The 13455-nt window shown below is 72.8% G+C and carries 12 protein-coding genes; 7 read left to right on the top strand and 5 right to left on the bottom strand.

Going from position 1 to position 13455, the window contains the following annotated elements; genetic code table 11:
• Positions 1 to 17 precede the first annotated feature (17 nt).
• Entirely contained in the window at positions 18 to 2405 is a 2388-nt protein-coding gene (gene metE / locus V2J85_RS08075; RefSeq protein ID WP_330821063.1) for a 5-methyltetrahydropteroyltriglutamate--homocysteine S-methyltransferase, read from the top strand.
• An 86-nt stretch (positions 2406 to 2491) separates the two neighbouring features.
• On the opposite strand, the gene V2J85_RS08070 is transcribed toward metE, so the two are convergent.
• Positions 2492 to 2989 (bottom strand): hypothetical protein, encoded by a 498-nt coding sequence (locus V2J85_RS08070; RefSeq protein ID WP_330821062.1) that lies wholly within the window; start codon positions 2987 to 2989, stop codon positions 2492 to 2494.
• Positions 2990 to 3143: 154 nt separating this feature from the next.
• Between V2J85_RS08070 and V2J85_RS08065 the strand changes: the two genes are divergently transcribed.
• The 3 genes from V2J85_RS08065 to V2J85_RS08055 are packed head-to-tail and all read left to right on the top strand — an operon-like array spanning position 3144 to position 5968.
• Positions 3144 to 4397 (top strand): sensor histidine kinase, encoded by a 1254-nt coding sequence (locus V2J85_RS08065; RefSeq protein WP_330821060.1) that lies wholly within the window; start codon positions 3144 to 3146, stop codon positions 4395 to 4397.
• On the top strand, positions 4382 to 5029 hold the full coding sequence (locus tag V2J85_RS08060; RefSeq protein WP_261954034.1) for a response regulator transcription factor: 648 nt from the start codon (positions 4382 to 4384) through the stop codon (positions 5027 to 5029). Before V2J85_RS08065 ends, V2J85_RS08060 begins: the two co-directional genes overlap by 16 nt.
• Before the next feature lie 12 nt (positions 5030 to 5041).
• Positions 5042 to 5968, top strand: a complete 927-nt coding sequence (locus tag V2J85_RS08055) for an STM4015 family protein (protein ID WP_261954033.1) — start codon at positions 5042 to 5044, stop codon at positions 5966 to 5968.
• A 15-nt stretch (positions 5969 to 5983) separates the two neighbouring features.
• Here the strand turns inward: V2J85_RS08055 and V2J85_RS08050 are convergent, their stop codons facing one another.
• A complete protein-coding gene (locus V2J85_RS08050; protein WP_330821059.1) occupies positions 5984 to 7630 on the bottom strand; it encodes a penicillin-binding transpeptidase domain-containing protein in 1647 nt (548 codons plus the stop codon).
• Between the two features lie 58 nt (positions 7631 to 7688).
• Positions 7689 to 8666 (bottom strand): CE1 family esterase, encoded by a 978-nt coding sequence (locus V2J85_RS08045; RefSeq protein WP_261954031.1) that lies wholly within the window; start codon positions 8664 to 8666, stop codon positions 7689 to 7691.
• A gap of 85 nt (positions 8667 to 8751) precedes the next feature.
• Between V2J85_RS08045 and V2J85_RS08040 the strand changes: the two genes are divergently transcribed.
• The 3 genes from V2J85_RS08040 to V2J85_RS08030 all read left to right on the top strand — a co-directional run bounded on the left by V2J85_RS08040 (position 8752) and on the right by V2J85_RS08030 (position 11999).
• Positions 8752 to 9732: a LysR family transcriptional regulator gene (locus V2J85_RS08040; protein WP_330821058.1), complete on the top strand. Its 981-nt coding sequence runs from the start codon at positions 8752 to 8754 to the stop codon at positions 9730 to 9732.
• On the top strand, positions 9729 to 10601 hold the full coding sequence (locus V2J85_RS08035) for a serine hydrolase (RefSeq protein WP_410011212.1): 873 nt from the start codon (positions 9729 to 9731) through the stop codon (positions 10599 to 10601). Before V2J85_RS08040 ends, V2J85_RS08035 begins: the two co-directional genes overlap by 4 nt.
• 183 nt (positions 10602 to 10784) lie before the next feature.
• Positions 10785 to 11999 carry a beta-ketoacyl-[acyl-carrier-protein] synthase family protein gene (locus V2J85_RS08030; RefSeq protein ID WP_330821057.1) on the top strand — a complete coding sequence of 405 codons (1215 nt, stop codon included), beginning with the start codon at positions 10785 to 10787 and terminating at the stop codon, positions 11997 to 11999.
• 15 nt (positions 12000 to 12014) lie between these two features.
• On the opposite strand, the gene V2J85_RS08025 is transcribed toward V2J85_RS08030, so the two are convergent.
• Together V2J85_RS08025 and V2J85_RS08020 are read right to left on the bottom strand one after the other, a co-directional pair.
• The gene (locus V2J85_RS08025; RefSeq protein WP_330821056.1) at positions 12015 to 13109 is read right to left on the bottom strand and encodes a PP2C family protein-serine/threonine phosphatase; all 1095 of its coding nucleotides are present in this window, start codon (positions 13107 to 13109) and stop codon (positions 12015 to 12017) included.
• 99 nt (positions 13110 to 13208) lie between these two features.
• Positions 13209 to 13406 (bottom strand): hypothetical protein, encoded by a 198-nt coding sequence (locus V2J85_RS08020; RefSeq protein ID WP_261957293.1) that lies wholly within the window; start codon positions 13404 to 13406, stop codon positions 13209 to 13211.
• Positions 13407 to 13455: the final 49 nt, after the last annotated feature.

The following is a 13455-nucleotide window of genomic DNA, read 5'->3' as shown; positions in this document are numbered from 1 at the left end:
GCGAAGGAGAGTTTCTTGTGACCGAGACAGCGACAGGGACCGGGGCCGGGCAGTCCGCGGCCGCGACCGTTCGGGCCACCGTGTACGGCTACCCCCGGCAGGGCCGGGAACGGGAGCTGAAGAAGGCCGTCGAGGGGTACTGGAAGGGCCGGGTCACCGCCGATGAGCTGCGCCGGACCGCGGCGGAGCTGCGTCGGGCGAACTGGCGGCAGTTGGCCGACGCCGGGATCCATGAGGTGCCGACCGGGGACTTCTCGTACTACGACCACGTGCTGGACACCACCGTCATGGTCGGTGCCGTTCCCGAACGTCACCGCGCCGCCGCCGAGGCGGACCCTGCCCCCAGCTCCCGGCCTCGGCCGAGCGCGGGATGCTCCCTCGACGGCTACTTCGCCATGGCGCGCGGCACGCAGGACGTGGCGCCGCTGGAGATGACCAAGTGGTTCGACACCAACTACCACTACCTGGTGCCTGAACTGGGCCCCGGCACCGTTTTCCGCGCCGACCCCGGCAAGCAGGTCACCGAGCTGCGCGAGGCCCTCGCGCTCGGCCACCGACCCCGCCCGGTGCTGGTCGGCCCGGTCACCTATCTGCTCCTGGCCAAGCCCGCGCCCGGGGTGGCCGCGGACTTCGACCCGCTGACCCTGCTCGACCGGCTGCTGCCGGTGTACGCCGAGGTGCTCGCCGAACTGCGGGCCGCCGGTGCGGAGTGGGTGCAGCTGGACGAGCCCGCGCTGGTGCAGGACCGCACCCCCGCCGAGCTCCACGCCGCCGCCCGCGCCTACCGCGGTCTCGGCGGCCTGACCGACCGGCCCCGACTGCTCATCGCCTCGTACTTCGACCGGCTCGGCGACGCGCTGCCCGTACTGGCCGGCACCCCGGTGGACGGACTCGCGCTGGACTTCACCGGGGCCGCGGCCGGAAACCTCGACGACCTCGCCGCCGTCGGCGGACTGCCCGGCAAGCGGCTGGTCGCCGGCGTGGTCAACGGCCGGAACATCTGGATCAACGACCTCGAGAAGTCGCTGGCCACCCTCGGCACCCTCCTCGGACTCGCCGGCCACGTCGATGTCGCCGCGTCCTGCTCCCTCCTGCACGTCCCCCTCGACACCGCCGCCGAACACGACATCGACCCGCAGATCCTGCGCTGGCTGGCCTTCGCCCGCCAGAAGACCACCGAGGTCGTCACCCTGGCCCGTGGCCTCGGCCAGGGAACGGAAACCATCGCCGCCGAACTGGCCGCCAACCGTGCCGACCTGGCCTCCCGTGCCGCCTCGCCGATCACCCGCGTCCCCGCCGTACGCGCCCGGGCCGCGGCCGTCACGGACCGGGACACCCGCCGCTCGCAGCCGTACGACCGGCGGGCCGCCGCGCAGCGCGCCCACCTCTCGCTGCCGCTGCTCCCGACGACCACCATCGGCTCCTTCCCGCAGACCGGCGAACTGCGCACCGCCAGGGCGGACCTGAGGGCGGGGCGCATCGATGCCGTCGCCTACGAGGAGCGCATCAAGGCCGAGATCCAGGAAGTGATCTCCTTCCAGGAGAAGGCCGGGCTCGACGTCCTGGTGCACGGCGAACCCGAACGCAACGACATGGTCCAGTACTTCGCCGAACAGCTCACCGGCTACCTCGCCACCCAGCACGGCTGGGTCCAGTCGTACGGCACCCGCTACGTCCGCCCGCCGATCCTCGCCGGTGACCTCGCCCGTCCCGAACCCATGACCGTGCGCTGGACGACGTACGCCCAGTCGCTCACCGGCCGCCCCGTCAAGGGCATGCTCACCGGCCCGGTCACCATGCTCGCCTGGTCCTTCGTCCGCGACGACCAGCCGCTCGCCGACACCGCCCGGCAGGTCGCCCTGGCCCTGCGCGACGAGGTCAACGACCTCGAGAAGGCCGGGACTTCGGTCATCCAGGTCGACGAGCCCGCGCTGCGCGAGACCCTGCCGCTGCGCGCCGACGCCCGCCCGGCCTACCTGGCCTGGGCCACCGAGGCGTTCCGGCTGACCACCGGCGGCGTACGCCCGGCCACGCAGATCCACACCCATATGTGCTACGCAGAGTTCGGCGACATCCTCGCCGCCATCGAGGACCTCGACGCCGACGTCATCAGCCTGGAGGCCGCCCGCTCCCACATGCAGATCGCCGGCGAACTCGCCGAGGCCGGCTACTCCCGCGAGGCCGGGCCCGGCGTCTACGACATCCACTCGCCCCGCGTCCCCGGTGCCGACGAGGCGGCGGCGCTCCTGCGCAAGGGGCTGGCGGCGCTCCCGCCCGAGCGGCTGTGGGTCAATCCGGACTGCGGCCTGAAGACCCGCGGTTGGGCCGAAGTGCGGGCCTCCCTGGAGAACCTCGTCACCGCGGCCCGCACCGTCCGCGCCACGCTCCCCGCCGGCTCCTCCTGAGCACCCGGTGAGCGGGCCCCACGTCCGCTGCGGCACGGCAACGCGCCGGACGTGGGGCCCCGACCGCATTGCCGGAAGAGCCTTTCCTACGAGCCCTTGGGGAAGGCGGCGCGCAGCTGAGACCCGTTGCTGAGGAAAGCGGCCGCGGCGAGGGGGACCGCGGAGACGGCCTGGATCAGGGCGAACCAGAGCGGGCAGACGCCGGGGATCATGTCGATGCCCACGATCACGATCGGCATGAGGACCGAGAGGATGCGCACCCGGAGATAGGCCCATCGGGTTCCCCGTGCGGCGAGTACGGTCATCCAGTAGATCACCGCGGCGCTCGCGAGCACCCCGCCCGACCGGCCCCACATGAACGAGGTCACCTGGTGTCCGGTGAGCGCCAGGACGGCGACCGTGATGAGGACGGCCGCGCTGAGCGCACCGTAGGCCGCGACGAGCTTCTTCGCCGTGCCGAAGGCCCGCCGGGTGCGCGGAGGGTGGAGGTGGGCCGTCGCGGCCGTGAGGTGGCCGGTGGTGCCCATGCCGTGCGTGCTGTTGTCCTGCGTGCTGCTGTCGTTCGTGCTGCGTGTCGTCGTCATGGTGTCGACGCTAGGGAGCGCACGAGCGGCCCGGTATGAGCCTGGACGTACTGGTGAGTGGGGCCAGACCCACTACCGGGCCGAACCGGCGGGGATCAGGCTGTGGGCAGCGCACAGTGGACGCACTGGCAACGAGAAGCGACAAGGGATGGTCATGCGAAAACTGGGGTCGTGGGCGGCGGATGCCGGGGTGGGGTTCGTCCGGGCGTGCGTGGTGGTGGCCGTCAGCATGCTGGTGCCGGCCGGGTGGGCGGCCGTCGTGCTGGGGGTCTGGTGGGCGGGGAACCCGTGGGCGTGGACAGCGGTGTTCGTGTGGGCGGCGATCGGCACGCTCGCCGTGTCCCGGCCGCTGTGCCGGACGGTCCGCCGGCTCGTCGCCAGGTGGACGGGCACCGTCATCCCCGCCGGGTACCGGCAGGCCGAGCCGGTGGTGCGGATGTCCACCGGATACTGGTGGAACGGGTTCTCCTACCGGCGCAGCAGCCGGGACGCCCGCCAGGAGCAGCGGTGGCGGCTCTGGTGGAGCGATCCCGCGACCTGGCGCGACCTGCGGTTCATGGCGATCGCGCCGCTCACCATGGGTGTGCTCGCGGCCGTCCCGCCGGCCGGGGTCGCGGCGGCGGTCCTCGGCCTCGGGCAGTCGGAGCTCCTCGTGCGCCTCGCCGGGGTGCTCGGCCTGGCGGTGGCCGTCGCGGGCGCCCCGTACGCCTGGCGGTCCGTCGAGCCGGTGGCCGTCCGCTTCCTGCGCCCGTCGCCCGCGATGGCACTGGCGGACCGGGTGGACGAACTGACGGCCCAGCGCGCGGACACGACCGTCGCGCAGGCCGCCGAGATCCGCCGGATCGAGCGGGACCTGCACGACGGCGCGCAGGCCCGCCTGGTCTCGCTCGGGCTCTCCCTGGCGACCGCGGAGAAGCTGATGGAAACCGACCCCGACCGGGCCAAGGCGCTGATGCGGGAGGCACGGGCCGGCGCCGCCACGTCACTGACCGAGCTGCGCGAACTGGTCCGGGGCGTCAACCCGCCGGTGCTCAACGAGCGGGGGCTCGTCGACGCCGTGCGCGCCCTCGCCCTGGACAGCCCGCTGGAAGCGGACGTCAGCGCCGACCTCCGGCTCCGCCTGGACCCGCCGATCGAGTCCGCCGTGTACTTCGGTGTCGCCGAACTGCTGACCAACGCGGTCAAGCACGCCCGCGCGACCCGGGCCCGGATCTCCCTCGCCCTGGACGGCACCGACCTCGTCGTCGAGGTGGCGGACGACGGCCGCGGCGGTGCCGTCGAGCGCGCCGGCGGCGGACTCGACGGGCTGCGCCGCCGTCTCGCGGTCTTCGACGGCATCCTGGAGATCAGCAGTCCGGCAGGCGGCCCGACCTGCGCAAGAATGGTGGTGCCATGCGAATCGTTGTAGCCGAAGACCTCTACCTCCTGCGCGACGGGATGGTCCGCCTCATCGAGGCATACGGGCACCAGGTGGTGGCGACCGCGTCCACCGGGCCCGAGACGCTCGATGCGCTGGTGTCGTGGCGGCCGGACGTCGCCGTCGTCGACGTCCGCATGCCGCCGACGCAGTCGGACGAGGGCCTGCGGGCGGCCCTCGCCGCCCGCAGGGAACTGCCCGGGCTGCCGGTCCTGATCCTCTCCCAGCACGTGGAACAGCTGTATGCCCGCGAGCTGTTGGCCGACGGCGCCGGCGGCATCGGCTATTTCCTCAAGGAGAGCGTCTTCGACGCCGATCAGTTCATCGACGCCCTGGAACGCGTTGCCGGGGGTGGGACCGCGATGGACCCGGCCGTCATCGCCAAACTGCTCTCCAGCGGTTCCTCGCCCCGCCGCCTGGAACGGCTCACCGAACGCGAACACTCCGTGCTCGGCCTGATGGCCGAAGGACTGTCCAACCAGGCCATCGGCCAGCGCCTCTTCCTCAGCGACAGCGCCATCAGCAAATACACCACCTCCATGTTCGGCAAGCTCGGCATCACCGACGACGACAACAGCAACCGCCGCGTCCTCGCGGTCCTGGCCTATCTGAACAAGACGTGAACGGGAGCATCGATGTACGGACACCAGCGCACCAGGCAGTTCCACGGCCGGCCGGTGGTGGAGTTCGACCCGGACCGCGCTGTCCGTACCGACCCGCAAGGAACGGCCTGGCGTCTCGACGCGGCGATCTCGGGGCCGCCCGAATTCCCCGAGGTCTTCGAGCGCTTCGTGCAGACCGTCGACACCACCCAGGTGACCACCCTGATCCTGGGGTTCACGGGCTTCGACGGCCCGGCCGCCGCCACCCACCTGCTCGACGCCGCGGAGCGGTTCCCCCGACTGGAGGCGCTGTTCCTCGGCGACGAACCGGACTTCTTCTGCATATACCAGACCGACCTCACACCCGTCCTCGAACGCTTCCCGCTGCTGGAGAGGCTGGACGTGCGGGGAAAGCAGGGGTGGGAGCTGAGCCCTTTCCGGCATGCCGCACTGAAGACGCTGCGCTGCGAGTCCTGCTGTCTGCCGTCGGACGTGATGCGGGCGGTGGCGGCCAGCGACCTGCCCGGGCTGGAACGCCTGGACCTCTGGCTCGGTGTCGATGACGGCACGGGCGAGGTGGCCGACGTGTGCGACCTGGCGCCGGTCCTGAGCGGTGAGCGGCTGCCCGCGCTGCGGTCCCTGGGCCTTCAGAACAGCGCGCTCCAGGACGAGATCGCCGAGGAGGTCGCCGAGGCGGCCGTGGTACCCCGTCTGCGGTCGCTGAGCCTGGCCCTGGGAACGCTCACCGACCGGGGCGCGGAAGCCCTGCTCAACGGGCAGCCGCTGGACCACCTGGAGCGGCTGGACCTGCATCACCACTATCTGTCCGACCCCATGATGGAGCGGCTGCGGGTCGCCCACCCGACCACGGACGTCGATCTCGGCGACGCCCAGGGCGAATTCCACGGCCCCTTCGACGACGAGGCCTACAACATGGTCGCGGACGGACGGGACTTCTGAGCGGCGCCGGCGCCGTCATGAGGGATCGGTGGGAACGGCGGTCAGCAGGTCGCGGATGACGGGACCGGCCGAACCGCCACCGGTCACCCCCTGTTCGACGACGCAGGCGAGGGCGACATTGCCGCGGTGCGCCGCGAGCCAGCCGTTGTTGGGTTCGTCGTCGGACACCTCGGCGGTGCCGGTCTTCGCGCCGACCTCGCCGGGCAGACCGGACAGGATCCGGGCCGTGCCGTCCGTGACGGTGGTGCGCAGCATCGCGCGGAGTTGGGTGACGACCTTGCGCGGCAGCGGCGTGGTGGTCGTCGAGTCCTGATTCCTGTGGGTGATCGAGGGCTGGTGGAAGGTGCCGGAGACCGCGGTGGCGATGACCGACGCCATGATCAGCGGGTTGGCCTGGACCCTGCCCTGCCCGATCATCGAGGCGGCCTTCTCGGTCTCGTCACGCGGCGCCGGCACCGACCCGTCGTACGAGGCAATGCCGACGTGCCACTTCTGGCCGACGCCGAAATACCTGCCGGCGACGTCGCCCGGTTCCCGGTTGCCGAGCTTCCCGCGCAGGCTGATGAACGCGGTGTTGCAGGACTCGGTGAAGTCCTTCAGGAAGGTCGCGTTGCGGTGTTCGGACGTCTCCACGTTGTGGAACTCCTTGCCCACCGTGAGGTACTTGGGGCAGTCGACGACGTCGGAGGGCGCGACGGCGCCCTTGAGCAGCAGGGCGCTGCTGGTGACGATCTTCCAGGTGGAGCCGGGCGCATAGGTGCCCGAGACGGCGCGGTTGAAGCCGGACGACGGGGAGTTGGCCATCGCGAGGATCTCGCCGTTGTCGATCCGGAGGGCGACCAGCGAGGCGTTCCTGCCGTGGGCGCCGGAGGCGAGGGCCCGCTCCGCGGCGGCCTGCCAGGTGGCGTCCAGCGTCGTACGGACGGGCCGGCGGGCCGACCGGACGGGCTTCTTCCCGAAGGTGGCCTCCGTGCGTTCGACCTTCCCGGTGGCCCGGTCGACGAGCTGGATCGCCCCGCGCGGGGCGCCGCCGCCCGTACCGGGGTCGAGCTGGTTCAGGACGGGGCTCAGCGAGGGGAACCTGGCGCCCGACAGGGAAGCGCCCTTGCGGTCGGTGACGTCGGGGGTGGCGACCGGTGCCTCGCGTTCGAGGTGAAACCTCTTGGCCCCGCTCAGCCGCGGGTGGACGACCGACAGCGACCAGTCCACCTTCCAGCTCCCGTCGCCCTGCTGGCGCAGCGGAAGCTTCGACCTGTAGGTCCAGGTGCCCAGGTCGGCTATGGGCATCGTGGCGGTGAAGGGGACGTCGACGGTGTCGTCCTCGGCCCGGATGGGCGTCGCCGCGACCGTGAGCGTCGGACGGCGGATGTCGAGCCCGGCGGTGAAGTTCCGCAGCACGTGCTGCGCCGTGGTGGGACTGGTGGTGCGGCCGGCCGCGGCCGGCAGGCGCCCGGCGGCCCAGTCCGCGAGGAAGCCATGAGCCTGGGCCAGGGCCGCGGGCTCGGGTTCGGTGGCGCCCCGGGCGAAGGGGCCGAGCCCCGCCGCGTAGGAACCGCCCGCGACGACCGCGCTCACCACCGCCACCGAGGTGACGGTGCGGACCACGGGGCGCGGTGTGCGACGGCGAGTGGTGGCGGGGGCCGGGTATCGGGATCGGGGCATCGGAAAGTCCTTGGCTGGCAGGGTGGTCGGGAGGGCGCGGCGGGCCGGACGCCGGTCTTCAGAGGTGGAAGAAATCGAGGATCGTGCTGGTCGCGTTCAGCGCCGTGCTGGTGGGTCCGAAGCCCGCCGGCGGCTTGATGCGTGAGCCCGGCCAGGTGTGTCCCGCGTCGTGCATGACGAGGAGCTGGACGGTCGCTCCGGGGGCCTTGAGGCGCCACACGGTGCGGTCGTAGCCGGCCTCGGCCTTCGTCTTGGCCGCGGCGGTCGCCCCGCCCGCGGTCGCGAACGCGGCGGCGCTGTCCCGGGCCGACATGGTCGGGGTGACCGGTTCCTCGCCGGCGGGGGCGGGGGAGGGGTGGGGCATTCCGGCGAGCGGGCGCACGCGATCGGCGGCACCGTAAATGATCATGAGGGGCACCGGACCGGTGGGCTTGACCGCGGCGTCGCCTGTGGGGAGTTCGCCGGACACCGCGGCCGCTCCCGCCAGCAGCCCGGGGCTCTGGGCCGCCACGCGCAGGGCCATCGAGCCGCCGTTGGAGAACCCGACGACGTAGACCCGCTTGGGGTCGGCCCGCTCCGTGCGCACCAGTTCGGCGATGAGCGCCTTGGTGAACCGCACGTCGAGGTCCGGGTCCGGCCGCCGCTCGGTCGCCCGGGTGCCGGCACCCCACAGCTTGCCCAGACCCTCGGGATAGGCGATCAGCATGCCGCGGGCCCTGGCGTCCTCGTCCAGGCGGCTCTGCTCGCGCAGGTACGAGGCGGTGGAGCCGCGGCCGTGGAAGGCGATGACCAGGGGCCGGGTCCGGCCGCCGGGCGCGGTGGGGCGGTGCAGCAGGTACTCCCGCGTACGGCCGTCCACCCGCACCTGCCGGTGGGTGGCATCGGCCTTGGCGGACGGGGAGCCGGCGGCCTTGGTCGGTGACGCCGGCTGCCCGGTCGCACCGCAACCGGCGAGTGCCGGCCCGAGCAGCAGGGCGAGGGCGAGGGACCAGGCGCGGACGGGGCGGCCGCGACGCAGTGTGGGGAAGGCATCCATGTCCTGAGGAGAGCAACGCCCGCCGCATCCTGTCCAAGACCGATATCGATCTCGGATCGATCAATTCTCGATATGATCGCTGGCCATGGACCTGGTTCGGCATCTGGAGTGCTTCGTGGCTGTTGCAGAACAGTCACACTTCGGCCGTGCCGCGGCCGAGCTCGGCATCGCCCAGCCGCCGCTGTCGCAGCGCATCCAGCGGCTGGAGCGGGAGTTGGGGGTCCGGCTGTTCGAGCGCACCAGCCGGCAGGTGACGATCACCGAAGCCGGGACGCTGCTGCTGGCCGAGGCGCGGGAACTCCTCGCCCGCTCCGAGGCGTTCATGGCCACCGCCCGCCGCATCCGGGACGGCGAGACCGGCCTGCTGCGCGTCGCCCTGCTGCCCGACCTGGCCGGCGAGACCGTCGCCGCGGTGCTGGCGGACTTCCCCCGGCACCATGCCGGCCTGGAACTGGAACTGCACGAGCTGTCCACGGCTCAGCAACTCGCCCGGTTCGCCTCGCAGGACCTGGACGTCGGCGTCATCCACCACCCCTGCGACGTCACCGGTCTGGAGCTGGGCCCGGTCCTGCGCCGCGAGTTGGGCGTACTGCTGCCGCGCAGCGCCGCCGCGGCCGCGCTCGACGAGGTGCCGCTCGCCTCGCTCAGCGGGTACGACCTGATCCTCTTTCCCCGCAGCAGCGCCCCGGCGCTCTACGACGACCTGCTGACCACGTGCGCCCGCAACGGCTTCACCCCCGCCGCCGTCCGGCACGGCCAGGGCGCGAGCTTCGTCCGCGGCCTGGTCCTGTCCGCCGGGGCGGTGGCCTTCGGCCCGTACGACACCCAGCCCGCGGACGTCCGCGAGCTGAGCGCGGACGCCGGATCGGGTGTCGTGTGGCGTCCGCTGGCCGGTGCCCCGCTGGCCTGGCGGCACTCCGTCGCCTGGCCGAAGGGCCGTGGCGACGCCGCGGTCGGCGCGTTCGCGGACGCGGCCACGCACGCGCTGCGCACCACCGCCGGCGCGCGGGCCGAGGCGGCCCCGCGACCGCTGCACCTTCGCCCGGCATCGGAGTACTGGCTGTGACCGACACCCCCGCCCGCATCCGGGCGGCCTTCGCCGAAGCCGGCGTCACCGGCTGGCTGCACGCGCTCGACATCGACTCCGGCGCACAACTCGGCGCGGGAGCCGACCAGTTGGTCTGCACGGCCAGCGTGCACAAGCTCTGTCTGCTCGTGACCCTGCACCAACTGGCCGCCACCGGCGCTCTGGACCTCGCCGAACCCGTCGAGTGCCCGCCGGTCGGGCGCACCGCGGGTCCCACCGGACTGGCCGCGATGCTCGACCCCGTCCGGATGTCCGTGCGCGATGTCGCGTATCTGATGATGGCGGTCAGCGACAACGCCGCCGCCGACCTCCTGCTGGGGCGCGTCGGCCTGGATGCCGTCAACCACACCACGCAGCGCCTCGGCCTCGGCGGCACGCACGCCGTCCACACCTTCGGCGAACTCTTCGCCACCATACGCAGGGACGCCGGTCCCGGCGGCGCCCGGGCGCTGACCGACCCGCACGTCATCACCCGGCTCCGGGCCCTCGACCCGGCGCGCACCAACCGCAGCACCCCGCGCGACATGACCCGCCTGCTCGGCGCCGTCTGGCGCGACGAGGCCTGCACCCCCGAACACGGCGCCGCCATCCGCCGCATCCTCGGCCTGCAGGTCTGGCCGCACCGGATGGCTTCCGGCTTCCCCTTCGACGACGTGCACGTGGCGGGCAAGACCGGCAGTCTGCCGACCGTGCGCAACGAAGTCGGCGTCGTCGAGTACCCCGACGGCGGCCGCTACGCCGTCGCCGTCTTCACCCGCACCGCCAACACCGCCGCCACCCTGCCCGCGGCCGACGCCGTCATCGGCACGGCCGCCCGCATCGCCGTCGACGCCTTGCGGGCTCCGTAGCCGGCCGTTCTCCTCGCGCCTTTCCGTCCCGGTATTTGTCTGGACCTATCTTGTGTAGGTTCCACAACTTCGAGGCCGTCGAATCGGCCCACTTCCCGATCTTTTCACTGCTCAGACACTGGCATGCTCGAAGCGGGTCGTTGCAGACCTTGTAAGTTTCCTATGCCCTTAGGAGGAGCGGGGATGGCCGCGACGGATCAGGTGCTGGTGACCGGTGTCGGTGCGATGACGCCCTTGGGCGGTGACGCGCCGTCGACCTGGGCGGGCCTGCTGGCGGGGAAGTCGGGCGTGCAGGCCCTGAACGAGGAGTGGGCCGCGGACCTCCCGGTCCACATCGCCGCCAAGCTCTCCGACGACCCGGCGGCCGCGCTGCCCCGGACCCAGGCGCGGAAGCTGGACCGCGTGGAGCAGATCGCCCTGGTCAGCTCCCGTGAGGCCTGGCAGGACGCCGGCGCCCCGGACGTCGACCCGGTGCGGCTCGCCGTCGTCATCGGTACCGGGACCGGCGGCATGCTGACCACCCTCGGCCAGGACGACCTCTTCGAGACGTCCGGTGCCCGCCGGCTCTCGCCGTTCGCGGTCCCCATGCTCATGGCCAACGGCCCCGCCGCCTGGGTGAGCATGGACCTCGGCGCCAAGGGCGGCGCCCGCACCCCGGTCAGTGCCTGCGCGTCGGGCGCCGAAGCGCTGGCCATGGCGCTGGACCTGATCCGTGCCGACCGGGCGGACGTGGTGGTCGCCGGCGGGGTGGAGGCGTGTCTGCACCCCTTCACCCTCGCCGCCTTCGCCCAGATGAAGGCCCTCTCCCCGCAACACGAGCACCCCGAGTCCGTCTCCCGGCCCTTCGACGTGGCCCGCAGCGGCTTCGTCATGGGCGAGGGCGGATGCGTGATGGTGCTGGAACGCGCCGAGTTCGCCCGCGCCCGGCGGGCCCGCACCTACGGCACGCTGGCCGGTGCCGCCATCACTTCGAGCGCGGACCACATCACCGCCTCCAACACGGAGGGCCAGGTCCACGCCATCGACGCCGCGCTGCGGGACGCCGGGGTGAGCCCCCGGGACATCGGCCAGGTGCATGCGCACGCCACCTCCACCGAGTCCGGCGACCTGGCCGAGGCACAGGCCATCGGCCTCGCCGTCGGGGACCACGCCCCGGTCACCGCGACCAAGTCGATGACCGGTCACATGCTCGGCGCCTCCGGCGCGGTGGGTGCCCTGTCGGCGCTGCTCACCCTCCGGGACGGCGTCGCACCGGCCGTACGCAACCTCGAACGGCTCGATCCCCGGGTCGAGTTGGACGTGGTGCGGGGCGAGAACCGGACCGGTCGGTGGCACGCCGCGCTCGCCAACTCCTTCGGCTTCGGCGGTCACAACGTCAGTCTCGTGTTCACCGTGTGACGTCGTCCGCGGTCGTCAGGCGGCGCGGCCGCGCCGGGTGACCACCAGGATGGCCATGTCGTCCGCGTGCACGCCCTCGGTCCAGCGGCCGACGTCCTCCGTCAGGGCCTCCACCAGTTCGTCGGGGTCCTCGAACGGCCGCTGGAGGCGCGCGGAGTCGACGGGGTCGTAGAACGTGCCGTGGCTGTCCCGCGCCTCGGTGACGCCGTCGGTCACCAGCAGCAGCGACGCGCCCGGGGGCAGGTGCACCACATCGACCGACGCGGAGCCGGCCGGGGCGAGCTCACCCAGTCCCACCCCGAGGGGCAGTTGCGGGGCGGTCGGGTCGAGCCGCACGATCCGGCCGCCGTGCACCAGGTACGGCGGTGGATGCCCGCGGTTCACCAGGCTCAGCGCCGCACCGTCGGCGGAGACCTCGGCCAGTACGGCGGTGGTGAAGCCCTCCGTCGAGATCAGCGGGCCGCTCCGGGCCGCCTCCCTTGCCAGCGCCTCGTCCATCCGCTGCGACAGCGCGGCCAGGGTGGAGGCGTACTCGGCCTCCTGGCGGAACGCCCCGATCGCCACCGACACGGCGGCGACGGCCGCGATCCCCTTCCCCCGCACGTCCCCGATGATCATCCGCACCCCGAAGGGCGTCTGCTGCACCGCGTAGAGATCGCCACCGATCCGCGCCTCGGCCTGCGCGGCCGTGTACCCCGCGGCCACGGCCACCGGGCCCACCTCCCGCGGTGGGTCCGGGAGCACCGCCCGCTGGACCGCCTCCGCGACATCCCTCGCCCGCGCCAGATCGCGGCCCTGCCGCACGATGAGCCGGTTGACCACGAGGGCCAGCACACCGATCAGGCCGACCACGGCCAGATCGACCAGCAACGGCGTCGCCGGGCGCTCCCGTTCGACGTCCACCGCCACCGAGACCACGCAGGTGACGCACACGACGGCGAACGCGGAGCGGAAGGACAGCGTGGCGCCCGCGATGAGCGGGGCGGCGGCCAGCAGCGGCAGCCCCGTGTACGGCTCGGGCGCCAGGAGATCCAGCAGCACACCGACCACCAGCACCAGCGCCGCGAGGATCCACGGCACCTTCGTCAGCGTGGGTTGCAGGACCTTCACCGCGCCTCTCCTGCTGCCGGGCCGCGCTCGCGGACCGGAGGGTACGGGCCCGCCGCCCCGGGTGGGAGCGGGCGGGGCCCTTCTCCCGGGCAGGCTCCCTCATTCCGGCAGGCGGCGCATCTCCTCGACCCGCAGCCCGAGGTCCTGGAAGCGGGCGAGAAGCCCGTACAGGTGGGCCTCGTCCGTGATCGTGCCGAAGAACAGCGTCTGCCGGGAAACCGGTTCCGTCTCGAGTTCGGGGAACGCCTCGGACAGGAGACGGGAAACGTCGCCGGTCACCCGGAATTCGTAGCGCATGGTCGTGTCGCTCCCCACCGCCGGGGGCACCTTCAGCAGCAGCGTGCGG

It is taken from the genome of Streptomyces bugieae (genome assembly GCF_036352915.1).
GTDB lineage: Bacteria > Actinomycetota > Actinomycetes > Streptomycetales > Streptomycetaceae > Streptomyces > Streptomyces endophytica.
Note: the sequence above shows the minus strand (reverse complement) of the source record. Positions and strands in the feature narration are given on the sequence as shown.